This is a genomic window from Saccharibacillus qingshengii (genome assembly GCF_013185195.1).
GTDB classification, from domain to species: Bacteria; Bacillota; Bacilli; order Paenibacillales; family Paenibacillaceae; genus Saccharibacillus; species Saccharibacillus qingshengii.
Window position 1 is genome coordinate 194,604 of the sequence record NZ_JAAZWC010000006.1, and the last position, 23,960, is coordinate 218,563.

23 protein-coding genes are annotated in these 23,960 nt (G+C 56.9%); 18 read left to right on the plus strand and 5 right to left on the minus strand.

Annotation, left to right across the window (positions count from 1 at the left end):
- Positions 1–18 precede the first annotated feature (18 nt).
- From HRQ60_RS07755 to HRQ60_RS07820, 14 genes are all read left to right on the plus strand, one after another.
- The gene (locus tag HRQ60_RS07755; protein WP_172195082.1) at positions 19–1,824 is read left to right on the plus strand and encodes a sensor histidine kinase; all 1,806 of its coding nucleotides are present in this window, start codon (positions 19–21) and stop codon (positions 1,822–1,824) included.
- A gap of 459 nt (positions 1,825–2,283) precedes the next feature.
- Positions 2,284–3,600 carry an ABC transporter substrate-binding protein gene (locus HRQ60_RS07760; RefSeq protein ID WP_172195083.1) on the plus strand — a complete coding sequence of 439 codons (1,317 nt, stop codon included), beginning with the start codon at positions 2,284–2,286 and terminating at the stop codon, positions 3,598–3,600.
- 279 nt (positions 3,601–3,879) lie between these two features.
- Positions 3,880–4,815 carry a carbohydrate ABC transporter permease gene (locus tag HRQ60_RS07765; protein WP_172195084.1) on the plus strand — a complete coding sequence of 312 codons (936 nt, stop codon included), beginning with the start codon at positions 3,880–3,882 and terminating at the stop codon, positions 4,813–4,815.
- Complete coding sequence (locus HRQ60_RS07770) at positions 4,808–5,632, plus strand: carbohydrate ABC transporter permease (protein ID WP_172195085.1); 825 nt, start codon at positions 4,808–4,810, stop codon at positions 5,630–5,632. Before HRQ60_RS07765 ends, HRQ60_RS07770 begins: the two co-directional genes overlap by 8 nt.
- Positions 5,633–6,069: 437 nt before the next feature.
- Positions 6,070–6,264, plus strand: a complete 195-nt coding sequence (locus tag HRQ60_RS07775; RefSeq protein WP_172195086.1) for a spore coat protein — start codon at positions 6,070–6,072, stop codon at positions 6,262–6,264.
- A gap of 13 nt (positions 6,265–6,277) precedes the next feature.
- Entirely contained in the window at positions 6,278–6,595 is a 318-nt protein-coding gene (locus HRQ60_RS07780; RefSeq protein ID WP_172195087.1) for a spore coat protein, read from the plus strand.
- A gap of 246 nt (positions 6,596–6,841) precedes the next feature.
- Entirely contained in the window at positions 6,842–7,312 is a 471-nt protein-coding gene (locus HRQ60_RS07785) for a hypothetical protein (protein WP_172195088.1), read from the plus strand.
- Positions 7,309–8,487, plus strand: coding sequence for a CehA/McbA family metallohydrolase (locus HRQ60_RS07790; protein ID WP_172195089.1), 1,179 nt, complete (start codon positions 7,309–7,311; stop codon positions 8,485–8,487). The genes HRQ60_RS07785 and HRQ60_RS07790 overlap by 4 nt, the downstream gene beginning before the upstream one ends.
- Positions 8,484–9,224 (plus strand): glycerophosphodiester phosphodiesterase, encoded by a 741-nt coding sequence (locus HRQ60_RS07795; protein ID WP_172195090.1) that lies wholly within the window; start codon positions 8,484–8,486, stop codon positions 9,222–9,224. Before HRQ60_RS07790 ends, HRQ60_RS07795 begins: the two co-directional genes overlap by 4 nt.
- The gene (locus tag HRQ60_RS07800) at positions 9,221–10,312 is read left to right on the plus strand and encodes a LacI family DNA-binding transcriptional regulator (RefSeq protein WP_172195091.1); all 1,092 of its coding nucleotides are present in this window, start codon (positions 9,221–9,223) and stop codon (positions 10,310–10,312) included. The genes HRQ60_RS07795 and HRQ60_RS07800 overlap by 4 nt, the downstream gene beginning before the upstream one ends.
- Complete coding sequence (locus tag HRQ60_RS07805) at positions 10,288–11,112, plus strand: ABC transporter permease (RefSeq protein WP_172195092.1); 825 nt, start codon at positions 10,288–10,290, stop codon at positions 11,110–11,112. The genes HRQ60_RS07800 and HRQ60_RS07805 overlap by 25 nt, the downstream gene beginning before the upstream one ends.
- Positions 11,113–11,134: 22 nt before the next feature.
- Positions 11,135–12,181, plus strand: a complete 1,047-nt coding sequence (locus HRQ60_RS07810; protein WP_172195093.1) for an ABC transporter ATP-binding protein — start codon at positions 11,135–11,137, stop codon at positions 12,179–12,181.
- 14 nt (positions 12,182–12,195) lie between these two features.
- Entirely contained in the window at positions 12,196–13,371 is a 1,176-nt protein-coding gene (locus HRQ60_RS07815) for an extracellular solute-binding protein (protein WP_172195094.1), read from the plus strand.
- On the plus strand, positions 13,368–14,246 hold the full coding sequence (locus HRQ60_RS07820) for an ABC transporter permease (protein WP_246281213.1): 879 nt from the start codon (positions 13,368–13,370) through the stop codon (positions 14,244–14,246). The genes HRQ60_RS07815 and HRQ60_RS07820 overlap by 4 nt, the downstream gene beginning before the upstream one ends.
- Before the next feature lie 426 nt (positions 14,247–14,672).
- Here HRQ60_RS07820 and HRQ60_RS07825 read toward each other — a convergent pair whose 3' ends face one another.
- Positions 14,673–15,803, minus strand: coding sequence for a helix-turn-helix transcriptional regulator (locus HRQ60_RS07825; RefSeq protein WP_172195095.1), 1,131 nt, complete (start codon positions 15,801–15,803; stop codon positions 14,673–14,675).
- A 110-nt stretch (positions 15,804–15,913) separates the two neighbouring features.
- Between HRQ60_RS07825 and HRQ60_RS07830 the strand changes: the two genes are divergently transcribed.
- Entirely contained in the window at positions 15,914–16,405 is a 492-nt protein-coding gene (locus tag HRQ60_RS07830) for a VOC family protein (RefSeq protein ID WP_172195096.1), read from the plus strand.
- Between the two features lie 316 nt (positions 16,406–16,721).
- Here the strand turns inward: HRQ60_RS07830 and nagA are convergent, their stop codons facing one another.
- The 4 genes from nagA to HRQ60_RS07850 form a co-directional block, all read right to left on the minus strand.
- Positions 16,722–18,032, minus strand: coding sequence for an N-acetylglucosamine-6-phosphate deacetylase (nagA, locus tag HRQ60_RS07835; RefSeq protein ID WP_172195097.1), 1,311 nt, complete (start codon positions 18,030–18,032; stop codon positions 16,722–16,724).
- Positions 18,029–18,754 (minus strand): glucosamine-6-phosphate deaminase, encoded by a 726-nt coding sequence (gene nagB / locus HRQ60_RS07840; RefSeq protein WP_172195098.1) that lies wholly within the window; start codon positions 18,752–18,754, stop codon positions 18,029–18,031. The genes nagA and nagB overlap by 4 nt, the downstream gene beginning before the upstream one ends.
- Positions 18,751–19,617 carry a MurR/RpiR family transcriptional regulator gene (locus HRQ60_RS07845; RefSeq protein ID WP_172195099.1) on the minus strand — a complete coding sequence of 289 codons (867 nt, stop codon included), beginning with the start codon at positions 19,615–19,617 and terminating at the stop codon, positions 18,751–18,753. Before HRQ60_RS07845 ends, nagB begins: the two co-directional genes overlap by 4 nt.
- Before the next feature lie 254 nt (positions 19,618–19,871).
- Positions 19,872–20,954: an SMI1/KNR4 family protein gene (locus tag HRQ60_RS07850; RefSeq protein WP_172195100.1), complete on the minus strand. Its 1,083-nt coding sequence runs from the start codon at positions 20,952–20,954 to the stop codon at positions 19,872–19,874.
- Between the two features lie 217 nt (positions 20,955–21,171).
- Here HRQ60_RS07850 and HRQ60_RS07855 point away from each other — a divergent pair, with 217 nt between their 5' ends.
- From HRQ60_RS07855 to xerA, 3 genes are all read left to right on the plus strand, one after another.
- Positions 21,172–21,768: a YdeI/OmpD-associated family protein gene (locus HRQ60_RS07855; protein ID WP_172195101.1), complete on the plus strand. Its 597-nt coding sequence runs from the start codon at positions 21,172–21,174 to the stop codon at positions 21,766–21,768.
- Between the two features lie 372 nt (positions 21,769–22,140).
- Positions 22,141–22,488 carry a DUF3817 domain-containing protein gene (locus HRQ60_RS07860; protein ID WP_172195102.1) on the plus strand — a complete coding sequence of 116 codons (348 nt, stop codon included), beginning with the start codon at positions 22,141–22,143 and terminating at the stop codon, positions 22,486–22,488.
- 162 nt (positions 22,489–22,650) lie between these two features.
- Positions 22,651–23,781 (plus strand): site-specific tyrosine recombinase/integron integrase, encoded by a 1,131-nt coding sequence (gene xerA, locus HRQ60_RS07865; protein ID WP_172195103.1) that lies wholly within the window; start codon positions 22,651–22,653, stop codon positions 23,779–23,781.
- Positions 23,782–23,960 lie beyond the last annotated feature (179 nt).

Consider the following 23,960-nt stretch of genomic DNA (forward strand, 5'->3'; position numbering starts at 1 on the left):
ACTGAAGGAGGCTTTATCATGAGAGCATACTGGAGCCTGTTCCATGCCCAGCGTTTGTTCGTCAAACTGTTTCTTGTCATGGTCGTCGCCACGGTAACGGTCTGCGTCGTCACGTCGCTTGTGACCATTCGCATGTCCGAGCGCCTGTTCACCGAGACGTTCGGGATTACCAATTCCAAAGTGTTGAACCAGATCCGCACCGGCATGGAGTCTTTTAACGATTCCGTCGTCAATGCTTCGGCTTACGCGGCGCAAAACGGCACGATTAAGACTTACTTAAGCGGAGGCGAATCCGATTCCAGCCGGATGGCGGGGACGTATTTCGGCATGAATCAGCAGATGAGAAGGGTCAAATCCAACGTCGACGCGTACAGCGTCGGCGTAACGGCGGTTGGCGTGAACGGAAGGAACTATTCGACGGATCGCAATTACTGGCCCGTGCCCGAAGACCGGTTGATCGGCCATCCGCTGTCCCAACGTACGAAAGCGGAGCCGAAGCGGCTGATTTATCAGTACGACATGGAACGCGGCGAAGGCGGCAAGGCCGTTCCGTATATCGTCGCTTCCAAAGCGCTGATGGAACGCACGACCGGGTTTATCTACGGAGATTTATACATTTCGATCCGCGAAGACGAATTCCGGCGTTTCTACGGCAATTTCACGAGCGCAGGCAACGATGTCGTGATTTTGGACGCTTCGGGACGGATCGTGTCCAGCAATCGGACGGAGTGGATCGGTACCGTATCGAAGCAGCTGCTGGGTTATGCCGAACCTTCCGCGGAAAAAGAAGAAGTGGTAAGCCGGAACGCCGACGTATTCGGTCGGAGTTCCATTTTGCTGTCCAGTTATATCCCGGAATACGATTTTTATCTGGTCAATCTGATCGATCGCGACTACGCAGGAGGGAAGATCGTTAATTTGCGCGATCTGGTGCTGGTCGGCGGATTGATCGTCGGCGCGGCGCTGCTGCTCGTATTCCTTATCACCCGCCGCCAGACGCGATCGTTAACCGTGCTGGTTCGTCAGATGTCGACCGTCACGGAAAAAGACTTCGACAATTATGTGCGGGTTACGGCGTCGGCCGGCTACGAAGTCCAGGAGCTGAGCCGCGCGTACAACTATATGCTCGACGAGTTGAACAATTACATCGCGAGACTGCTGGAGACGCAGAAGGAACGCCGCAATGCGGAACTGGCGGCGCTGCAGCGGCAGATCAATCCGCACTTTTTGTACAACACGCTGGCTTCGATCAAGATATTGGTGCAAAAAGGAGATAAGGAAGCCGCCGCGGAAACGATCAACGCCTTGATTTCGCTGCTGCAAAACACGATCAGCAACGTCAGCGAGACCATCACGATCGAGCAGGAGCTGGAGAACATGCGCAACTACGTGTTCATCAACCATGCCCGTTACGGCGATCGGATTCGAGTGAACGTATTCGCCGCGCCCGATTGCATGAACTACCGGGTGCCTAAACTGATCATCCAACCGTTTATCGAAAATGCGTTTTTCCATGCGTTCAACGAGAAGCAGAGCGGTATGATCTACGTGCTCGTCTCGCAAGCGGATGGCCAATTGGTTTGCGAAGTCAGCGACAACGGCGACGGTATGGACGATGTGGGCGAATGGAGCAAAGCCGAAGGCGGAACGGTGCTCCCGAATTCAAAAAGCAAACGCCAACTCTTCACCGGCATCGGCGTACGCAACGTGCACAACCGCATCCTGCTTCTCTACGGCGACGAGTACGGCGTATCGATCGACAGCCTAAAAGGCCAAGGCACCAAAATCAAAATCACGCTGCCGCTGATCACGGAAGAGTCTTGAAGATCGTCTGCGGAGCTGCCAATCGCGGTACGTCTAAGGAGAGCAGGCCTGTGCAAACAGAAGGCCGCCTCCTGAAAACGTATCCGCTTTTTCATGCGCCGCAGCGGTTTAACGTATTTTTTTCGCGAAGCCTGTTTATGGGAAAACATTAAATTTTACGTATATCCAAATTTTTTACCAATGATAACGCTACCATTTTTGCGGCATGCAATGATTTCCCTATTCCGTGCAAAGATATTCCTAACCTCATGGCTTGCTGCGATGCTAAGATTATTCTCGTAAAGCAACCGCTTACATCACCGATTTTCACAGAATCATTACCTCGTCAACGATAACGGTAAGGTTACGCCCAACTGAAACACACCTAAAGCGCGTGCTTTTCAATCGAACGTAAACCTCCGATTAAGAATTGACAAGGTTAGGGAGTCCAATCACTATCAGCTATGGGGAGATGAAAAGATGAAAAACTGGAAAAAGATTTTGCTGCCTTTGGCGGCATCGGCATTGATGCTTTCTGCCTGCTCGGGCGGCGGAGGCGGCACGACAGCTGCGACGAACGGCAGTGGTGGTGGCGATACAGAGAAAAAAGAAATCACTATCTGGGCATGGGACCCGAACTTCAACATTGCCGCACTGAACTTGGCGAAAGAAAAATATGCCAAAGATCACCCGGACGTCACGATCAACATCGTGGAAAACGCGCAGGCGGATATCGTTCAGAAACTGAACACGGGCCTGAACTCGGGTACGACAAAAGGTCTGCCTAACGTCGTACTGATCGAAGACTACCGTGCGCAAAACTTCCTGCAATCGTATCCGGACGCTTTCCGCGACATGTCCGACAAGATCAAAGCCGAAGACTTCGCCGACTACAAAGCAGGTCCTACAAGCCTTGACGGCAAACAATACGGCATTCCGTTCGACTCCGGCGTAACCGGCTTCTACGTTCGTACGGACTACCTGGAACAAGCCGGTTACACGGTGGAAGACGTAACGAATATCGATTGGGATCAATTCATCGAAATCGGTAAAAAAGTCAAAGCGGCAACAGGCAAAGCGATGCTGACTCAAGATCCGAACGATCTCGGTACACTGCGCGTCATGCTGCAATCGGCAGGCTCGTGGTATCTGAAAGAAGACGGCGTAACGCCGAACATCGCAGGCAACGCGGCTTTCAAAGAAGCTCTCGAAACCTACAAAGCCATGTTTGACGCCGACATCGTAAAATTGAACTCCGACTGGAGCCAATTCGTAGCCGCATTCAACAGCGGTGACGTTGCTTCCGTTCCTACAGGCAACTGGATCACGCCTTCGGTCAAAGCCGAAGCTTCGCAATCCGGCAAATGGGCAGTCGTTCCGATTCCCCGCCTGAAAGATACGGCGAACTCCATCAACGCATCCAACTCCGGCGGCAGCTCGTGGTACGTGATGAACGTGGACGGCAAAGACGCCGCAGCTGACTTCATGGCAGAGACTTTCGGTTCCGACGCTGAACTGTATCAAGACCTGCTCAGCAAGATCGGCGTACTGGGCACACTCAAAGCAGCTTCCGGCGGTACAGCTTACGAGCAGCCTGACGAGTTCTTCGGCGATCAGAAGATCTACTCCGACTTCGCGAAATGGACAACGGAAGTTCCTAAAGTCAACTTCGGTCTGCACACTTACGCTATTGAAGATATCTTGTCCGCAGAAGTTCAGAACTACCTGAACGGCAGCAAAGACGTTGACGCGGTTATGAACGATACGCAAACGCAAGCTGAAGCTCAACTGAAATAAGAAGCAGCAGGCAGTCGGTAAGGAGAGCGCGAACGCGAAGCGCCGCGTCTCTCCCTTACCGCTTTCCGCGCCCGGCAGACTTTCGGCAATTCGTTCCCGCCCCTTTGCGGACACGGAATTTTGCCGGGCATTCTTGTTTGACCTGACTCGTACACAATCAAAAGCAAGCGGCGAACTCCCGCCTGCGCGTTATGCATTCAAACCCTGTTTGAATGCACAACACGGGCGCGGGGCTTCTTCCGCCATATCTCGTTATGTGAATCCAAGGAGGAATGCCGGATGAAGACCGCAAATTCCGCAGCCGGTCCGGGCAAAAACAGCAACGTCTTTCAATCAAGCCGCAGTCGTCGTTTCAAAGCGGGTCTGGTCGGTTGGCTCTTCGTAGCCGCGGCCGTAATTCTGATCGCTGCCTTTTACTTCTATCCGATGATCCAGGCTCTGATCCTGTCGTTCCAAACGGGAACAGGCATCAACATGAAATTTAACGGCCTCGGTAACTACCAACGGCTGTTCACGGATAAAATGTTCCTGACTGCCGTTGCCAACACCTTTATCTATCTGCTCTTCCAGGTTCCGATCATGATCATTCTGGCCATGTTCTTCTCGGTTCTGCTGAATGACCGCAAACTGAAATTCAAAGGCTTCTTCCGTACCGCGATCTTCTTGCCGGCGATTACGTCGCTCGTTGCGTATTCGATCGTTTTCAAGTACCTGTTCGCGCCGGACGGCCTGGTCAATGCCATGCTGCTGAATATCCATCTCATCAACGCGCCGATTCAGTGGATCTCCGATCCGTTCTGGGCCAAAGTCACGATTATTATCGCGATCACGTGGCGCTGGACGGGTTACAACATGATCTTCTACCTGTCGGGTCTGCAAAATATCGACCAATCGATCTATGAAGCGGCACGGATCGACGGCGCTTCGGCGATTCGTCAGTTCTTCAGCATCACGATTCCTCTGCTGAAGCCGATCATCTTGTTCACGTCGATTACTTCGACAATCGGTACGCTCCAATTGTTCGACGAAGTCATGAACATTACAAAAGGCGGTCCGGGTAACGCGACGACCACCATTTCGCAGTACATCTACAATCTGTCGTTCGAATATTCGGCCGACTTCGGTTACGCGGCAACCGTGTCGTATTCCATCGTAATCATGGTTATTATTCTGTCGTTCCTCCAATTCAAAGTGGCAGGTGATCGCAATGCTTAAGGCGAAAAGAGCCTCGATGTATCTGTTCCTCAGCCTCGCGGCGTTCGTCTCGATCTTCCCGTTCTTCTGGATGATCGTCAGCGCCACCAACCTGTCGGTCGACGTTACGAAAGGACGCCTGCTGCCGGGTTCGCATATGCTCGATAACCTGCGCAATCTGACAGCGAGCGTCGATATTTGGAACGCGATGGGCAACTCGGCCAAAATCTCGATCACGACGACCATTCTGGCGATGCTGATCGCGTCGCTGGCCGGTTACGGCTTCGAAATCTACCGCAGCAAAGCGAAAGACATCGTCTTCTCGATCCTGCTGCTGTCGATGATGATTCCGTTCGCCGCCCTGATGGTACCGCTCTACCGCATGTTCGGTAAGATCACCAATTTCTTCCCGACGTTCGGGATCGATACGCCTGCGGCGGTCGTCATCCCGACGTTCACGACGGCGTTCCTGATCTTCTTCTTCCGGCAAAGCACCAAAATGTTCCCTCGGGAACTGCTGGAAGCCGGACGGATGGACGGATTGTCCGAGCTTGGATTGTTCTTCCGCATTTACCTGCCGACAATGAAAACGACGTACGCGGCTGCCGCGATCATTACGTTCATGTCGAGCTGGAACAACTACATGTGGCCGCTCGTCATTCTGCAATCGCCCGAGAATCAGACGATTCCGCTGCTCATCTCGAACCTTGGTTCGGGCTACGCGCCGGACTACGGCATGATCATGATGGCGATTGTCATCTCTACGGTTCCTACGGCGCTCGTATTCTTCCTGATGCAGAAGCACTTTGTAGCGGGCATGGTTGGATCGGTAAAATAAACCGTTTCGGTTGTGTTTCGGCTAGGGAAACATGGGCGGGCGTGCGGGGAGATATCGTTTCGGTCGCGTGTTGAAGTCGGGAAACTTTGATGAGGTTAAAGTGGGAGTTTCCCGATTTCAAAGGCGAACGCTTCGCTCCTGCACGACATCACCCCTCCCTTCCTATCGTTTCCGGGGAACAACCTAAAAGTCTTTTCACCTTTGGATAAAGGTGGAAGGGCTTTTTTATACAGCCTAACAGCTGCGCAAACGATATATTTAGCCCAAAACCGAGAGCTCTAAACCGAAATCCAGAACTGGGAAAGTTTAATTTATTTTTTGTTTATTTTGCCAAAGAGCGGGTACAAATTCAGAGAAGCAAGATGCAAGACCAGACAGGCGGCACAATTCGAAAAAGAGATTCGAAACGTATTCAAACCCCTTGGAGGTGCATCGAGATGGCAACGAAGGAACTGGCTCTGCATGAGAAACTCGAGATCCATGAATTGTTGATTCTCAAAACATCCTGCGTCACAAAAGCGGTAGCGATGTCGGGATTGGTGCAAGATGACAAGTTGAAAGCGCTGATGGAAGAAGATATCGAGAATTCCGTACAGGCCGTCGACGAACTGAAAGCACTTTTAATCAGCTGAGGAGGGATTACCGATGACTACGCCAAAATCGATGACAAAAGAAACGCTGGTCAAAGCCGTAACGCCGATGGACGATATGGCGATCGCGACGGATATGCTGCTGTCCGCCAAAACGGCGGTGCGCTCGTATGCGGTAGCGCTCACCGAAGCGGCTTCGCCGAAAGTGCGCAAAGTGCTGAAATCCCAGCTGGATACGGCAATCAAGACCCATCAGAAAATTGCCGATTATATGATCGAGAACGAAATGTATCATCCTTACGATATCGACGAACAGGTCGAGCACGATATGAAGAAGTCCGAAATCGCACGCAATCTGGTGGAAACGAAGTAAAAGCGTTTCTGCGCAGGACCTGTCCTTCAAAAGACGGGTCTTTTTGTTGTGAAGAGAGCTGCGGATCGGGTATGGGTTTGACAATTGAACGCACAAGGCCGGTCTTCTTTTAATAGAAGATCGGCCTTTTTTCCATTTACAGAAGATTAACACGAGGCTGATACCAGTCTGATTGTTTCCCTTTAGGATGAGGAAGTGATGTGGGAACGGTCCCACAAGAAACGATCCGGAAGGCGGTACAACCTTATGGAACTGCTCGATCTCCAGGGAAGCGCGGTACCGGAACAATCCCGGACGCATATCCGTATTCCTTTTGAACTGCAAGCAAACGTAGACCGGCTGCAGATCCGGCTCGAATACGCACCCAAGATTCTGGAAGACCGGGAAGCGGCGCTGAATCTGCTGCAAGAAAGCTATGAGCTGTACATCCTGCCGGAGCAGCGGGAGCAGGCGATCGCCCGCGCCGACCGGCATCTGCCTCTGAAGAATCTCATTACGCTGTCGCTGGACGATCCGAACGGCTACCGGGGAGCCTGCCATCGTCACGACCCGGTGCAGGAACTGTTTCTCTCCCGGGAATCGGCCTCGCCCGGACTGATGAGCGGGGAACTCGAAGCGGGCGCCTGGATCGCAACGCTCAGTCTGCACTGCATCGTGACGCCGACCTGCGATTACCGCCTGCGGATCCAGGCAGCGGAAAAGGAGGGATCGGCATGACCTGGATCGCCTGCGAACTGCATACGCATACCCTGCACAGCGACGGAAGACAGACGCTGCGGGAATTGGCCGAAGGGGCGGTCAAGCTCGGCTTCGGCGCTATCGCGCTGACCGACCACAATACGATGTCCGGCCTGGACGGCAAAGAAGAGATCGAGCGCGAGTTCGGACTGACGATCATTCCCGGGATGGAGTGGACGACTTTCTACGGCCACATGGTCACGATCGGAATGAGCGAATTCGCCGATTGGCGGCAGGCCGGGCGAAGCGATATCGACCGCGGCATTGCCGAAGTGCATCGGCTCGGCGGGATTGCGGGATTGGCCCATCCGTTTCGGATCGGAAGTCCCGCCTGCACCGGCTGCTTCTGGGAATACGAAGTCGGCGACTGGAACGCGGTCGATTATATCGAAGTCTGGTCCGGGACGTTTCCTTCGATCCAGACGGATAACCGGAGAGCGTTCAAGCTGTGGACGGCCAAGCTGAACGAAGGCTATCGGATCGCAGCCGTCTCGGGCCGGGACTGGCATGCGCAGGAAGACACGGACGAACCGATCTCCGTGACTTATCTGGAGATCGAAGATCGGTCCGGCGAAGCGGAAGAAGAAGCCGGGGCAAGCGGAGATCAGGAGGCAGGCACGGAAGCCGAAGCATCGCTTCGCGAAGCCCGGCTGATCCGGGCGCTTGGGCAGGGGCGGGCCTGCGTCACGATCGGCCCGCTGCTGACGATGACGCTGGAAGCCGGCGGCAAGACCTGGCCGGTCGGTTCGGCGGTGCCGGCCGCTCTTCCGGGCACAGGCGGCACCGTGCCGGAAACGAACGAGGCGGTCCGGGTCAAGCTGTCGCTGGACTTTACGGTTAGGAGCGGGTTGTGGTCGCTTCCGGGGCAGATGTTCAGACTGAAACTGTGCTCCAATCTGGGCGAGGAAGTGAATCTGGATCTGCCGTTTGCGGGAAATCGTCCGGTGGAACATGAACATGAGCATGAACATGAAGAAGACGCGAGCTCCCTGTGGTTTGAACGGGAAGCGGAGCTTCCGGGATCGGACACGGCCGCGCCTCGGATCTGGCTTCGCGCCGAACTGTGGGGAACGGTGCGAGGCGCGTATACGCGGATTGCTTTTACCAATGCGGTTTACTTCGATTCGGAGAAAGAAGGAGGCGGCAGTCGATGAAGTCTTTTCCGTTAATCACCGCCCATACGGGCTGCATGGAACATCCCGCCCACTCGCTCGAATCGCTGTGCGCCGCGCTGAAGCTTGGGGTCGATGTGTACGAAGACGATATTCGCGTAACCGGGGACGGGACGCTGGTGCTGGCCCACGACGACGAGGTTCCGCTGAGGGGCGGACGCCGGGGAAGTCTTGCGGAGCTGACGCTGGATGAACTGGAAGCCGATTCGCCGACTTCGTTTCTGCTGCTTGCGGATGTGCTGGCCTGGGTGCGTACCGCGGGGAAAGTCATGAACCTCGATATCAAGACGGACGGAGCGCTGGAGCCGGTATTTGCCCTGGTGAAGCAGATGGAGATGGAAGACCGGGTCTTTCTCAGCGGCTGCGAATACGACCGGGCGATCCGGGCCAACCGGATCGGGCCGAAGCTGCGGAAACTGCTGAACGTGAATATCGACAGCTTCCGCAGTCTGCGGTATGAAGACGCTGTTCGGCAGGCCTGCCGGGAAGCGAGAGCGGCCGGCTGCTTCGGGCTGAATGTGCCGTATCAGGCGGTCCAGCCGGAACTGCTGGATACCGCGCGGAGCGAAGGACTGGACGTGTACGTCTGGACGGTGGCGGAAGCGGAAGATATGCGCCGCCTGGCGCAGTGGGGCGTCGATTCGATCACGACCCGCGACCCCGATAAGCTGATCGCGGTTCGGGGCGAATCGGAAACGGCGGAGGCGGAAGCGGATTGAATACCAAGCTGAACCATAGTCTGCGCGAGCTGGCGCAGTTGGCCGGCGTCTCCAAGTCGACCGCGTCCCGGGTCATTTCCGGCAACGGTTATGCCAGTCCCGAAGTCCGCGAGCGTGTGCTGCGGGCGGTGGATGAACTTCGCTACAAGCCGAGCGCGGTTGCCCGGGCGATGGTCGCCCGGCGAACCTACAATATCGGCGTGATCGTGTTCCGCGACAAGCTGCCGATTGTGTCGCATACCCTGTACGGCCGTATCATCGACGAGATTCTGATGGCCGCGGAAGAGCTGGGCTACTCGATTTTTCTCAAGACGGACCGGGAAATGTCGCTGCGCTCTACCGATTACATGCTGGAGCAGCGGGTCGACGGACTGATTCTGATCAGCCGCCTGCAGAAGAACGTGATCGATTACGTCAAGAATTTCAAGATTCCCTATGTCATGGTGAACGGCTCGACGGAAGATCCGGACGTGGTACATCTGGTGAGCAACGATGAAGCCGGAGGAGCGAGGGCGGCCGAACATCTGTATGAACGGGGCCACCGCAGACTGTTCATTCTTGCGGGACCGGGCGAACACCGCAGCCATTCGCTGCGGCTGGCAGGTTTTCTCGACCGGATCAAGCAGCTTGGGCTGCCTGTCCACCGTTCGCCGCGGACGCTTTCCGACCCAGCACACGGAATCACCGTCGTCGAATCCCCCGAGTCGGGCTTCGATTCCGGCGTCCGTCTGATGACAGAGCATTACGGGGCGTTTCGCGCGCAGGGCTGCACGGCGGTATTCAGCACCAACGATATGCTGGCGCTCGGCGCGATGAAGGTGCTGCTGGAACACGGCGTGCGCGTCCCCGAAGACGCTGCCGTTATGGGTTACGACAATATTGAACTGGCCGCCATGTACCATCCGCCGCTGACGACGGTCAGCGTGGACGCGGCCGGGATCGGACGCGACGCGGTGAAGATTCTGGACAGGCTGATCGGCGGAGAAGGGGATGTGCCGCGGCTGAACGAATACGCAAGCGAAGTGATTGTCCGTCAATCGACCACAAGAAAGGAAGACGAGGCATGCTCTGGTATTGGAAACACGTAGGGCGAAGACGAATCATCGAGTTTGCGCTGCTGACCGTATTCGCGATCTTCTTCGCCGGTCCGCTGGTCAATCTGCTGGTCCTGGCTTTCAGCGAAAAATGGAATTACCCGAATGTCCTGCCGCAGCAGTGGGGATTCAAATGGTGGACGTTCGTATTGGCCAAAGACGATATCGTCTCGTCGATCTCGCTGTCGTTCCTGATCGCGACGCTTGTCACGGTGCTGTCCATTGTCGTCTGTATCCCGGCCGCTTATGCGTTCGCCAGACTGCAGTTCCCGCTGAAGCGGATGTTCCTGTTCTCGTTTCTGCTGACGAATGCTTTTCCCAAAATGGGGCTGTACGTCTCGATCGCGGTTCTGTTCTACAAGATCGGATTGATGAACACGCTGCTCGGCGTTGTGCTGATCCACATGATTAACGTGCTGATGTTCATGACCTGGATTCCGACCGCCGCTTTCCGCAATGTGCACCGGGCGCAGGAAGAGTCGGCACGCGACGTGGGAGCAAGCCCGTTCAAGGTGTTTCGCAGCATTACGCTGCCGATGGCGATGCCGGGAATCGTCGTGGCTTCGATCTTCACGTTCTTGAACTCGCTCGACGAAGCGCAGGGCACGTTCCTCGTCGGCATTCCCGATTACAAAACGATGCCGATCGTCATGTATTCGATCATCTCCGACTTTCCGAGCAGCGCCGGCGCCGTGTTCTCGATTATCCTGACCCTGCCGACGATCATTCTGCTGGTCGCGGCGCAGCGGCTGGTCAGCGCGGATGTACTGGCAAGCGGTTTTCAAATGAAATAGATTGCGAAATGGAGGAACAGGCATGCAGTTGTCCGTACGGGAATTGTCCAAGCGTTACAAGACCGGTGACGGCGTCAGCGGGATCAATATCGATATTCAAAAAGGCGAACTGGTCACGCTGCTTGGGCCTTCGGGCTGCGGCAAGACGACCGTACTGCGCAGCATCGGAGGATTTCTCGAGCCGGATTCCGGCGATATCCTGATCGAAGGCCGGAGCGTGATCCAGCTTCCGCCCGAGAAACGCCCGACTTCGATGGTGTTCCAAAGTTACAACTTGTGGTCGCATATGTCGGTCTACGAGAATCTGGCGTTCGGTCTCAAGATCCGCAAAAAGTCCAAAGCGGAGATCCGGGCCTCGGTAGACGAAGCGCTCAAGCTGGTCCGGCTGTCCGGTTTCGAGAAAAAGGTGCCCGCGGAACTGTCGGGCGGCCAGCAGCAGCGGGTCGCGTTGGCCCGGTCGCTGCTGCTTAATCCGGCGGTACTGCTGCTCGACGAGCCGTTCTCGGCGCTGGACGCCAAACTGCGGCACGAGATGCGCGAAGAGCTGCGGGAGATCCAGATGAAGACGGGACTGACCATGGTCTTCGTCACGCACGACCAGGAAGAAGCCCTGTCGCTGTCGGATCGCATTATCGTGATGAATCACGGGCGCATCGAACAAATTGCCCAGCCGCAGCAGATTTACGATGAGCCCGCTTCTCTATATGTCGCCGGTTTTATCGGCAAGATGAATTTCATGGAGGGGGTGGCCGACGGAGCGAAGATCCGCCTCGGAAGTCTGGCGCTGCCGAACGTCAAGAATCTGCGCGGCAGAGTGACGGCGGCGGTCCGGCCCGAAGACGTACAGCTTCGCGAGCGGACGGATACGGAAGGAACGCTGACGGGAAAGGTCAAACAGGTGATGATTCTGGGCCATTACGCCGAAGTCACCGTCGAGCTGGCGGAGTTCGGCATCATTCGGGCTTTTCAGAGCAAGGAAGTTGTACAGCGGCTGCAGCCGGGTCAGGAAGTTGGCGTCTCGATTACCCAAATGACCGGGTTCCCGGTCGACGAAGCGAAAGCAAACTAAGGAGGAACCTATTCATGCGTACGAAAAAGAGGTCCTGGTTCACGTTGTTGTCGGTTGCGGGCGTGTCGATGTCTTTGCTGGCCGGATGCGGAAACGGGGGCGGCGGCGAGAACGCAAGCGCCTCCGCCGAAGCGAGCGGCGCCGCGGCATCGGGCGAGAAAACTTCGTTCAATTTCTACTTTACCGGTTCGCAGAACGTCAAAGATCTGTGGGATTCGCTGGAGCCGATGTTCGAGAAAGAGCATCCGGAAATCGATGTGAAAATGGTCTATATTCCGTCCGGTACCGGCGCTGAACCGACGTATGACCGGATCATGGCCGCCAAACAGGCGGGCAAAGGCTCGGGCGATATCGATCTGTACGAAGACAGTATCGCGTATGTCTCCCAGGGGACCAAAGACGGCGTCTGGGCGCAGCTCAGCGAGAAAGAGGTTCCGAATCTTGCCAACGTCAATCCCGACGTGCTGAAAGACATCGACACGTATGCGGCTCCGTACCGTTCTTCCGCCGTTGTGCTGGCCTACGACAGCAGCAAAGTCGCCCAGCCTCCGACCACATTGGACGAGCTGCTGGACTGGATCAAAGCCAATCCCGAACAGTTCGCCTACAACGACCCGTCCACGGGAGGTTCCGGCAGTTCGTTCGTCCAGACGATGGTGTACAAGGATCTGCCGGAAGAAGACATCCACAATTCCGATCCCGCGATCATGGCGAAGTGGGAGACCGGCTTCAAGACGCTCCAAGAAATCGGACCTTACGTCTACGGCCAGGGCATCTATCCGAAAAAGAACCAGGGAACGCTCGATTTGCTCATGAACGGCGAAGTCTCGCTGATTCCGGCCTGGTCCGACATGGTGCTGCAGCAGTTGAACGAAGGGCTGCTCCCCGATACGGTCAAAATGCAGCAGATCACGCCGGGCTTCAACGGCGGTCCGACCTACCTGATGGTCAACCAGGAATCGGACAAGAAAGAAGCGATCTACACGTTTATCGATTTCGTACTCTCGCCGGAAGCGCAGGCCGTGGTGGTCGACAAGATGAACGGCTTCCCGGGAATCGAGCTGTCCAACATGTCGCAGGAGATGCAGGATAAGTTCGCCGGAGTCTCCGAAGGCTTCCGCACGTTCAACATCGGGGATCTCGGCACGGAAATCAACAAACGCTGGCAGAGCGACGTCGCCGCGCAATGAACGCCGTGAGTACGCGCAAAGCGGCCGGAAAAACATGGAGCAAAGAAACCCGGCAGTCGATGCTGGGTCTGGCGATGGTGCTCCCCTCCTTCGCCATCCTGCTCCTCACCGTCATTATTCCGATTTTCCAGTCGTTCATCATGAGCCTCACCAACGACTCGGGCGGATACGACTTGAGCCGCTATGCGTATCTGTTCACCGACAAAGGCATGCGCGGCAATATCCTGTTCACGCTGCGCGTAACCGCTATTACCTGCATGCTGGTGCTGCTGGTCAGCTACAGCTTGGCGATCTACATGCGCTTCAACCAGGGACCCGTGGTCGACCTGATCCGCCGAACCTACATGATTCCGCTGTTTATTCCCGGCGTGATCGCAACTTACGGCCTGATCAATCTGCTCGGCAACCACGGCTGGCTGTCGCGGATGCTGGAAGTGATCGGCGTGGAGCTGCCCCGGATCATTTTTGACGAAAAAGGGATCATCATCGCGAATCTGTGGTTCAATATTCCGTTTACGACGATGCTGCTCAGCTCCGCCTTGTCCGCTATTCCGTCATCCGTGATCGAGAGCGCCAAAGACGTCGGCGTAGGCCGCCTGACGCTGTTCACGAAATTCATTTTCCCGCTGTCGTACAAAACGTTCCTGGTCGCCGTCACGTTCGTGTTCATGGGCGTGATCGGCTCGTTCACCGCACCGTTCCTGATCGGAGCCAATTCCCCGCAGATGCTGGGCGTCTCCATGCAGCAGGTGTTCAGCGTGTTCCAGGAACGCGAGCAGGCCGCGGCGATCGCTTTCTTCTCGTTCCTGCTGTGCTCGGTGCTGGGTGCGTTCTATATCCGGTCGATGGCGGTGGAAGAGAAAGACAAGATTTAGAGGCGTAGAGAAAATCCGGTGCGTCCGCCAAGAGACAAGCATTCGGATCGTGTTGAAAAGGCTGCCGGCATTGTGCCGGCGGCCTTTTTTGCTGCGAATGGGGGAGAGCGGGAGCAGGAGCAGGAACAGAGCAGAACCAGAACCAGAACCAGGTGCGGTAGAGGTCGGCGCTTCTTCGCTGCTCTCGCCGACTCACCGAATTTCTCTAACGGATCCCATATCCGTTAGAAGGGGATTTGAGAAGCGTTCCGCTTTTTAACGGATCAAGGTGACGCTTAGCAGGAAAAAGACAGCCGACAGCCGCAGAAATCACCCGGTTTCCTCGGCTAAGCGTCGTCTGAATCCGTTAGAAATATAGAAACGTGCGAAATCGCGCTCTAACGGTTCTGTCGATCCGTTAGAGCGCAGCGATACCGGTGTCTTCGCTCACAGCTCGTCGATCAAGCGCAGATAATGGTCACGGAGCCGTTCGCGGAGCAGAGCCGGTTCAAGAATCTTGAGCGAAGATCCGAATCCGGCCAGATACGTCACGATAAAGTTGGTTTCCGGCGGTTCGTAAGTACCGGAGAGGATCAAGCCGCTGCTTTCTTCGGTCAGTGTCATGGAGGGGTAGAGACGTCGGCGCAGGCGGGCAGCGGCTTCCGGCTGTACCCGGCAGCGGAACGCGATCGCATCGTCCGACGGACGGCGCAGACTCTGCGCATCGCGGAGATCGAACGATTGCAGCTCCGCGATCGGTTCGTCCTCGCTCGGCTCCGCCGAGAGGATGCGGTCGCAGCGGAAGACGCGGTAGCCGTTTTTGTCCAGATCAAACGCCCGGCAGTACCAGAATCCGTCCGCCGCGTATACGGCAAACGGCTGGATACGACGGATGGCGGAATCGGAAGCGGAATGCCGGTGGGGCGGCAGAGGAGCGGGAGGTTCTTCTCCGGCGGCGGAAAAAGCGTTCTGCCGTTCGATCCAAGGTTCCGCGCGTTCCGTACGGCTTGGTTCGTCGATCGCCTGATCCGAATCCGCCGCCTGCTTCTGATTCGGAGTACGGCTTCCGGGATCCATCGTCTCCTGCTGCGGCTCCCGGGGCGAAGCATAACGGATCGCCAGCACTTCGCCGCGGACGGCGGCGTGCAGCAGCTCTTCCAGATAATCGCCGGGCTCGGCGGATTCGTGCGGATCGAACGCGATCCGGTGCTCGAAGCGTTCGATCTGTCTGCGCTGTTCCTCGGACACCACATCCAGAAACTTGGCCCGGATCGAAGCGAACGATACGCGAAAAGCTTCGCCCGACCTTCCGCGCAGCGCCTGCATGGCCATATACAGCGACAGCACTTCGCCGTTCGTAAACGATACGGGCGGCAGCGAAGCGGTATCCAGCAGCCGGTAGCCGCCGAATCGTCCGTGCTGCGCAAACAGCGGCAGTCCCAGCTCTTCCAGCGATTGAATATCGCGCAGCGCCGTGCTCCGGGAAATCCCGAACTCGACCATCAGCTCGCGCAGGGTGAATTGGCGGCGACGGTAGGCGTAGCGCTGCATGCGGTTCAGGCGTTCGGCTTTGCTCATAAGGGAAATCTCCTTTTAATGTAGGGATTCTTTTTACGGATAGGTTTCATAAACTGACACCTTTTCCGTTTATGCTCTAAGTGTAACCTACATCCGAGGAGGAATCGATTATGGAAAAAAACGAAAACAGCCGCAGCTCCGAAACCCCAAGCGCCGACGTTCAAACGGAAGTCATTCCGTTTCTGTCGCTGAATGGGCGGGCGGCGGAAGCGATTGCTTTTTATGAACAGACGCTGGGCGCCGAAGTGCTGCTCAAAGTCAGTTATGCGGATATGGCGGGCCGGGATACAAGCTTCCGATTCGAAGCGGGACAGGAGAATTGGATTACCCATTCCGTGCTGCGGATCGGAGCCAACAAGATCATGATCGCCGAAGAAGAGCAGGATTCGACCCGCCCTTGGAGCCGGGGCAATGAGTTCTCGCTCTGTATCCAGTCGCGAGATCCCGATTCGATCCGGCACGTTTACGACCGGCTCACCGCCGACGGACGAACCGTGATCCTGGCGCCGCTTGCGGCCAACTCGTTCAGCAGCGGCTACGGGGCGGTGCGCGATCCGTTTGGCGTCGTGTTCCAGTTTACGGTGACGCGGCACGCTTTCTGATCGGATAGAGGCCGTCCGTCTATAGGCGAACGCTCCATACAAAAAGGCCGGACAAAATGTCCGGCCTCAGGCTGTCGAGAAAGTCCCATTCGTGTGAAAAGCTTGTCGGCTGCGGGAGAAATTCGTTTCGGTCGCGTGTTGAAATCGGAAAAAACGATCAAATTTCAATGGAATTTTCCCGATTTCAAAGGCGAACGCTGGCGCTCCTACACTGAATTTCTCCCTTCGCCTCCTCGCTTCACTCGAAAGCAGACCTTTCTCGACACGTTGAGGCCGGACAAAATGTCCGGCCTTTTCCTGTCTGTGAGGCGCCTGTTCAGCCGATCTTGTGTCCCGCGGCCCACACGCCGCGCAGTTCCAGTTCCTCGTCCAGCAGCACGAGATCGGCGCGTTTGCCCGGCTCGATCGAGCCGGTCTCGCCGTAGATGCCGGCCTGCCGGGCCGGTGCGGCGCTGGCCGCGTGCGAAGCGCGCTCGATGCTCAGGCCCACCTGGCGGACGAGGAAGCGGAATCCTTCGTCCATCGTCAGTCGGCTGCCTGCCAGCGCGCCGCCCTGCGTGAGAGCCACGCCGCCTTCGACCTTGACCGGCAGATCGCCGAGGAAGTAATCGCCGTCGCCAAGACCGGCAGCGGACATGGCATCGGTGACCAGCACCAGATTGCCTTTGGTTTTCACCTTCGCGAGCAGCGCGATCGCGCCGGGATGGACATGGATGCCGTCCGCGATAACTTCGGCCGTAATCGCATCGGTGCCCAGTACGGCACCGGCCGTGCCCGGCTTGCGATGGTGCAGCGGCGTCATCGCATTGAACGTGTGCACGGCATGGTTCAGCCCGGCGCCTACGGCCGCCAGCACTTCTTCATAAATGGCGTCGGTGTGCCCGAGCGCCGCCGTAATGCCGTTCGCGCGCAGCCACGCGATCGTCTCCAGAGCGCCTTCGCGCTCGGGCGCCAGCGTCAGCTGGCGGATCAGACCTGGATAGCGGGCTTCCCAGTCTTCCAGCCAATCCGTGCGCGGCAGGGCAATATGGTCCGGGTTCTGCGCCCCCGGCCACTGCGGGCTGATAAACGGCCCTTCGAGGTGCACCCCTTCGATGCTCGCGCCGGATGCCGCGCCCGGCATCTTGCTGCGCTGCCTGTAGGTCCAGACGGCTTCGAGCACGTCGTCGATCATGTCGTGCGTCGCCGTCATGGTCGTCGCCAGCATCGACGTCGAACCGTGCGAGCCGTGGAACCGGGCGATCGTCTCCAGCACGCCGGGTTTCCCGGCGTCCATGAAGTCCGCGCCCATGCCTCCATGGACGTGTACGTCCACGAAGCCCGGCAGCAGCCAGCCTTGGTTCGCGTCGACGACCTGGATGTCGACGCTCTTCCCGGCGCTATCTTCCGCGCCGATACCCGCCGCATCGTCCGACCGGACCGACACGATGCGGCCACCGGACACGACGCAGCTGCCGCGGGCAATTACGCCGCCCGGCGTCACGATCCGCGCGTTCACGAAGCGGATCGCCGCGGGAGAAACTCCTTCGGGGGGAGCGGCCTGATCGGAATCGCCGCTGCCGGGCAGCTGGATATTCAGTTCCAGCTGTTCGACTTTTTCGTCGTCAGCATGTCGTTCGCCGCTCATTTCGTCCACGCTCCCGCCGCCTCGTCCAGCAGCACGACCAGATTCGGATGCAGCTGCAGCAGCGAAGCCGGACACCGGGTCGTGATCGGGCCGGTCAGCGCGCGCTTGGCAATGTCCGCTTTGGACGCGCCGCGCACGACAAGCATGATCTGGCGCGCCTTCATGATACCCGCGACGCCCATGGTGATCGCCTGCTTCGGTACCTCGTCGATCGAATCAAAGAAGCGCGCGTTCGCTTCGATCGTCTGCTGCTGCAGCATGGCTGCATGCGTGCCGGGAATCAGTTCGTCGTCCGGTTCGTTGAACCCGATATGCCCGTTGTGGCCAAGTCCGAGCAGCTGGAGGTCGATGCCGTCGTCTTCGATCATGGCGTCGTAATAGGCGCATTCCTGCTGCAGATCGACGGCAAGTCCGTTCGGTACATGCGTATTCGCGGGATCGATATCGATCTTGTCGAACAGATGCGTGTTCATGAAGCAGCGGTAGCTAGCCGGATGGCCGCCGGACAGCCCGACGTATTCGTCGAGATTGTAGGAGCGGGCTTTGGCGAAGCTCACGCTGCCGCTGTCATGCAGCTTGACCAGCTCGCCGTAGATGCCGATCGGCGTACTGCCGGTGGCCAGGCCGAGTACGGCTTTGGGACTTGCCTGCAGCAGACTTGCGATCAAGCCGGCTCCTGCGCGGTTCAGATCTTCTTCGGTACGGAACGTCAACAAATTCATGATTTGGCACCTCCGGATGGGTTCAGATACTGACGGACGTTGTGATAAGACTGCTCCAGCATGGGGACGTATTCGTCGAAACCTTCGCTGAGCATGCCCGTGAACAGAATGTCGATCACGTGCAGCTGGGCGATCCGGGACGCCATCGCGCCGCGCCGCACGCCTTCTTCCAGCGACGAAGTGAACAGCGGAATATCCGCAAGACCGGGCAGGGGGCTGGTGCCGTAGCGGGTCAGCGACAAGGTGAGCGCTCCGGCGTCTTTGGCGCAGCGAAGTGCGGCGATCGTCTCCGGCGTCTCCCCGGAGTACGAAATGGCCAGTGCCACGTCGCCTTCTCCCAGCGTGGACGCCGAGGTAATCTGCATATGCGAATCGGCGAACGCGGTACAGCTTTTGCCGATCCGGATCAGCTTCTGGTAGAAATCCTGCGCGACGATCGACGACGTGCCCATCCCGTACAGGTCGATCCGCCGGGCACCGCCGAGCGCCGCAACCGCCCGTTCCAGCGCTTCGGGATCGAGCAGCCGGGTCGTGTCGGTGATCGAGGAGAGATGGTTGGCTTCGATCGCGCGCGCGATTTCCTGCAGCGGCCGTCCGGCGACGATATCCTGATACGTCGCCGCTTCGGACGGACGCGACAGTTCGCCGACCAGGCGCATTTTGAAATCGGGGAATCCTTTGAAACGCAGCGATTTGCAAAAACGGGTCACGGTCGCCGGACTGATTCCGCAGGCGGCGGCAAGCTCCGTAATTCCGAGACGCTGAACCTGTTCGGGTTGTTCCAGAATATAATCGGCCAACCGTTTCTCCTGGGGAGAGAAGCGGTCCAGGCCTTCTTGAATCAGCAGCAGCGTAGCGGACATGACAGCACTCCTTCGGCAAGCGGCACTCGAACGGATAAATAGGCCGCTTTTCATGAAAAATATTTTTATATATAACCAATTATAATAGAAAATTATTTTCTTGCAACGTCATTCTGAATAAATCCGCCACATCGGGACCATCTTCGCTTGGCTTCGGGTCACAAGGTTCGGGCTCCCCGTGGGCCTGCGCTTCAGCAAAGACAATCCCTGGGCACCGGTATCGGTATCGACGGCTGCGGCCGCTTCTGCCTGGCTCAATCGGGCTTGATCGGGCTGCGCCGCTCCAGAAGCGCGTCGCTATCGATCGCTCCCGCTGCTTGGATCAGCATCAGCAGAGAGTGAACCACGCCGTGATCGTTCTCTTGGTGCAGCAGCTTTGTCAGATCGGGAACTTTTTTTCGCAGCGTCTCGGTCGGCATGTAGGTCTGGAGCAGCCGAGCCGCCACCTGGCGCTCTTCCGAACGCGGACTGTTGTGCAGAACATCCAGCAGATCATTCTCCACATAAGGGTAATCGGCCTTGGCGAGATGCTGCAGCGTCACAAGGGCAAGCGGCGTGTACGGCTCCGTTTCCCGAAAAATATGGCGCAGCCGCGCCGTCGTACCCGGTCCGAGCGCCGGGATCTTGAACAGTCCGCGAAGGGCTTCAAGCCGCAGCTGGTCATCGTCCGTTTCGTCGAACAACGCCAGTAGTTCCTGTTCGCTGCCGCCGGGCAGCCTGCCGAAGCGTTCGACGCTGCGCCCTGCGATCAGTTCGTCGAGCCAGCGTTCGTACCAATTCAGGAAGTTCTTCTCGTACGCAAAAAAAGGTCTCTGTTCATCGCGGTCTATATACACAATCCTGCCGCGGTACGGTCCGTTGAGAATCAGCACCGTATCGTGCGTCCAGCCCTGCGTCCCGATACACAGCGTTCCCTGAAACATCCGTTCTCCGCCCGCTTCGCATCCTTCGTTGGCTTCTTCCGCCTGCTTTTCGTATAATGCTTCCAGCTCCCACCATTCTTCCTCGGTAAAATCCGGGCGCAGGATACAGGGTTCCGCCAGTCGGGCCGATTTCTGCTCCATCTGTTCAAGCGTGTACAGGCCATGATACGGACCGGCTCCTCCGCTGCCGACTGCCGTCAGGAAATCCGTCAATTCTTGAGGCAGCGCAATCCCATGCTTTTGCTCGAAGGCTTCGACCGCCGCGGGGGAGATAGGCTCGTGCAGGATATACTTGTGGCGGCTTGCGCCGAAGATCTGGAGAAGGTTATCCTGGCGGGCAGCCTGCGCGAGCTTTTCCCGGATTCGCTGCAGGGGGTCGGGGTGTTCCGTGTGTTTTCTTTTCCATAATCGCATAGATTAGATCCCCTCGCTTCGTCAAAAATTCCGATCCGCTTCCGCCATCGGGTAAAGCTTTTGACTCCGCCATCATAAACGAACCTCCTGCGAGAGACAACCCTTTTCCGTCACTCGGACGAGGAACCATTTTTGCAGGAACACGCGGCGGAGGAGAGAAGAGATCCTGTATAATGGAAGCAGCTGTTATTCGGTATAAAACGGAGGATGATCACGCATGAGCGATCCGCAAACCCATCCCAAAGTCGACGCTTTTCTGGAACGTTCCGAAGCTTGGCGCGAAGAGTTCGTGAAGCTGAGAAGTCTGGCGCTGGACAGCGAAATGAAAGAAGAACTGAAGTGGGGGCAGCCCTGCTACACGATCGAAGGCGGCAATGTCGTGTTGATCCACGGGTTCAAGGAATACTGCGCGCTGCTGTTCATCAAAGGCGCCCTGCTGCAGGATAACGAGCTCATGCTGATCCAGCAGACGCAGAAAGTGCAGGCGGGCCGCCAGCTGCGTTTTCGTAATCTGGAAGAGATCGAGCAGCAGGAAGAGCGGATTCGGGCGTATATTCGCGAAGCGATCGAGATCGAGCGGGCCGGCCTCAAGGTCGAGCGGAAGCCAAGCGAAGAGTACGCGATTTCCCTGGAACTTCAAGTTCGCTTCGACGGCACTCCCGAGCTGAAGACGGCGTTCGAAGCGCTAACCCCGGGCCGCCAACGCGCGTATCTGCTGCATTTTGCCGAACCCAAGCAGTCCAAGACCCGGGAAGCGAGAATCGACAAGCACGCGCCGCGGATTATGGAGGGCAAAGGATTAAACGATCGGTAAAAAAAGGCCGGACCGCCGAACGTAACAAGGACAAAGCGCGTTTATTCAGCAGACCTATTCGTAATCAGGCGGGAGGCGGTACCCAACATGAACAGTAAAAAGCTGCAAATCGCCATAGTTGCGGCAGCCGGAACAGGAATCGTATGGACTCTCGCCGCAGGCGTGCTGCTTGTGAATACGGACGGGTGAACGACGCCGAGTCATAAACGCCATATTTCTACCTCGACATATGGATCGTTTCAAATTTGAGAAGTAGGCGGAACATCCGTTAGAATGGAGAAGGAACCAACCTTTTAGGACGTTTGCGCAAGCGTATCGGTGAAGCTTTACCGCCGTTTACGCAAACGCCTTCACCATTCGAAGGAGGCTGACATGCTGAAGACCGTGCTCGGAAGATTCAAAGTGATCGGGTATATGGAAGGGGTCTCGTTTCTGCTGCTGCTTCTCGTGGCGATGCCGCTGAAGTACGCCGCAGGCGTCGATATGGCCGTGACGATCGTGGGAGCGGCGCACGGCGCGCTGTTCGTGCTCTACATTCTGGCATCGTTCCACGCGTTCATCGCGCTCAAATGGGGCATGACCAAGTTGTTCTGGGCGCTTGTCGCGTCCGTGCTGCCGATCGGGACTTTTGTATTCGAATCGTATTTAAAAAAAGAGATCCAGGCGGGACGCGCTTATGCGACGCCGGAAGAAGCGCGGCAGGTTCGCCGTGCGGGGTGAAACCCGAAAGCCTTGGCGGTAAAAGAGTGACAGGATTCAGAATGCTACACGTTCCGAAAGCATCGGGACCTTAAGATGGATACCCTCTTGAGGTCCTTTTTTGATGCATAAATTCACATTTCCAAATTTTCCAGCGAATGATAAACTGAGGGGGCAAGCTGAATGAAGATTGAGCTGTTGTATCGGGATGAACGGGTACTCGGGGTGAAGCTGCAGCGGTACGGGCCGGACGAGCTGACAGGGATCCGATCGGTTCCGGGGAGAAAATGGCAGCCGGAAGAGAAAGTCTGGACGATTCCTTATACGCTCTCGGCTATCGGGAAGCTGTTTGAAGCCTACCCGGATAGTCGGTTCAACTGCGACGAATCTCTCACACGGGAAGATCCCGAGCTAGCCGTCAAAGCTATGCAGCATGATGAGCAGGAGCAGAAGGTACTGGACCCCGGAGAATCGATTTGGTGGAATACGAAGCGCTGCGCCGAACTGCGGGATGCGCTTAGAGCGAGAGGATACAGCAGCCGGACGATCAAAGCCTACGTTTCACAAACCCGGCGCTTCTTCGCCGGCATGGCTGAATCGGAAACGGAGATCAATGACGCGGCTGTGCAGAAGTATGCGCTGGCGCTGCTGGATAAAGGTCTCTCGCACGCTTATGTCAATCAGGCGATCAGTGCGCTCAAGTTTTATTTTCGCCATGTGCTCAAACGGTCGGCAGCCAACAGTTATATTCGTCCCAAAAAAGAAAACAAACTGCCGGATATCCTGTCTCTTGGGGAAGTCGCCCGGCTGCTGAAAAGCTTGGACAATCCCAAGCACCGAGCCATGCTGTATCTGACGTATACCTCCGGTCTGCGGGTGAGCGAAGTCGTACGCCTGCGACCGCAAGACTGCGATCGAGAGCGGAATGTCGTGAAGGTGAGACAGGGAAAAGGGCGCAAAGACCGTCAAACGCTGCTCTCCGAAGCGGCAGTCGCTGCCTTGGAACGCTACGTGCAGGAAGAACATCCGGAAGAATGGTTGTTTCCCGGGCAGCGGGAAGGCAGGCACCTGACCGAGCGCTCCGCTCAGAAGGTATTCGAAAAAGCATTGGCCCAGGCGGGCATCGCCAAGCAGGTGAGCATTCATTCGCTGCGGCATTCTTTTGCGACCCACCTGCTGGAGAACGGAATCGATCTGCGGTATATCCAGGAGCTGCTCGGCCATCAGAGCGTGCGAACGACCGAACGTTACACCCATGTGAGCAAGCGCGATATCGGCCGTATTCAAAGCCCTTTGGATCGATGGGAGTCTTGATCGGGAGAAAGATGGGGAGTTCGGGAATACGCCAAATCGTGCGGGTTATGTGAAGTTCAGGAATCCGCGGAAGGGGAAGGATTGGCGAAGTTCGGGAATAAGACGTTATCTGAAATACAAGAAAGGAGAAAAGCATGAGTGGAGAATATTCAGAGAAACTACCTTCAAGTGTAGGTAAA

What these genes read in the sequence shown, in the direction of transcription:
- HRQ60_RS07845 (WP_172195099.1), bottom strand. Translation starts at nt 19,617, where the DNA reads ATGTCCGCTACGCTGCTGCTGATTCAAGAAGGCCTGGACCGCTTCTCT.
- HRQ60_RS07855 (WP_172195101.1), top strand. Translation starts at nt 21,172, where the DNA reads ATGAGCGATCCGCAAACCCATCCCAAAGTCGACGCTTTTCTGGAACGT.
- HRQ60_RS07795 (WP_172195090.1), top strand. Translation starts at nt 8,484, where the DNA reads ATGAAGTCTTTTCCGTTAATCACCGCCCATACGGGCTGCATGGAACAT.
- HRQ60_RS07830 (WP_172195096.1), top strand. Translation starts at nt 15,914, where the DNA reads ATGGAAAAAAACGAAAACAGCCGCAGCTCCGAAACCCCAAGCGCCGAC.
- HRQ60_RS07805 (WP_172195092.1), top strand. Translation starts at nt 10,288, where the DNA reads ATGCTCTGGTATTGGAAACACGTAGGGCGAAGACGAATCATCGAGTTT.
- HRQ60_RS07860 (WP_172195102.1), top strand. Translation starts at nt 22,141, where the DNA reads ATGCTGAAGACCGTGCTCGGAAGATTCAAAGTGATCGGGTATATGGAA.
- HRQ60_RS07775 (WP_172195086.1), top strand. Translation starts at nt 6,070, where the DNA reads ATGGCAACGAAGGAACTGGCTCTGCATGAGAAACTCGAGATCCATGAA.
- HRQ60_RS07820 (WP_246281213.1), top strand. Translation starts at nt 13,368, where the DNA reads ATGAACGCCGTGAGTACGCGCAAAGCGGCCGGAAAAACATGGAGCAAA.
- HRQ60_RS07810 (WP_172195093.1), top strand. Translation starts at nt 11,135, where the DNA reads ATGCAGTTGTCCGTACGGGAATTGTCCAAGCGTTACAAGACCGGTGAC.
- HRQ60_RS07785 (WP_172195088.1), top strand. Translation starts at nt 6,842, where the DNA reads ATGGAACTGCTCGATCTCCAGGGAAGCGCGGTACCGGAACAATCCCGG.
- HRQ60_RS07755 (WP_172195082.1), top strand. Translation starts at nt 19, where the DNA reads ATGAGAGCATACTGGAGCCTGTTCCATGCCCAGCGTTTGTTCGTCAAA.
- HRQ60_RS07825 (WP_172195095.1), bottom strand. Translation starts at nt 15,803, where the DNA reads ATGAGCAAAGCCGAACGCCTGAACCGCATGCAGCGCTACGCCTACCGT.
- HRQ60_RS07770 (WP_172195085.1), top strand. Translation starts at nt 4,808, where the DNA reads ATGCTTAAGGCGAAAAGAGCCTCGATGTATCTGTTCCTCAGCCTCGCG.
- nagB (WP_172195098.1), bottom strand. Translation starts at nt 18,754, where the DNA reads ATGAATTTGTTGACGTTCCGTACCGAAGAAGATCTGAACCGCGCAGGA.
- nagA (WP_172195097.1), bottom strand. Translation starts at nt 18,032, where the DNA reads ATGAGCGGCGAACGACATGCTGACGACGAAAAAGTCGAACAGCTGGAA.
- HRQ60_RS07760 (WP_172195083.1), top strand. Translation starts at nt 2,284, where the DNA reads ATGAAAAACTGGAAAAAGATTTTGCTGCCTTTGGCGGCATCGGCATTG.
- xerA (WP_172195103.1), top strand. Translation starts at nt 22,651, where the DNA reads ATGAAGATTGAGCTGTTGTATCGGGATGAACGGGTACTCGGGGTGAAG.
- HRQ60_RS07790 (WP_172195089.1), top strand. Translation starts at nt 7,309, where the DNA reads ATGACCTGGATCGCCTGCGAACTGCATACGCATACCCTGCACAGCGAC.
- HRQ60_RS07765 (WP_172195084.1), top strand. Translation starts at nt 3,880, where the DNA reads ATGAAGACCGCAAATTCCGCAGCCGGTCCGGGCAAAAACAGCAACGTC.
- HRQ60_RS07780 (WP_172195087.1), top strand. Translation starts at nt 6,278, where the DNA reads ATGACTACGCCAAAATCGATGACAAAAGAAACGCTGGTCAAAGCCGTA.
- HRQ60_RS07815 (WP_172195094.1), top strand. Translation starts at nt 12,196, where the DNA reads ATGCGTACGAAAAAGAGGTCCTGGTTCACGTTGTTGTCGGTTGCGGGC.
- HRQ60_RS07850 (WP_172195100.1), bottom strand. Translation starts at nt 20,954, where the DNA reads ATGCGATTATGGAAAAGAAAACACACGGAACACCCCGACCCCCTGCAG.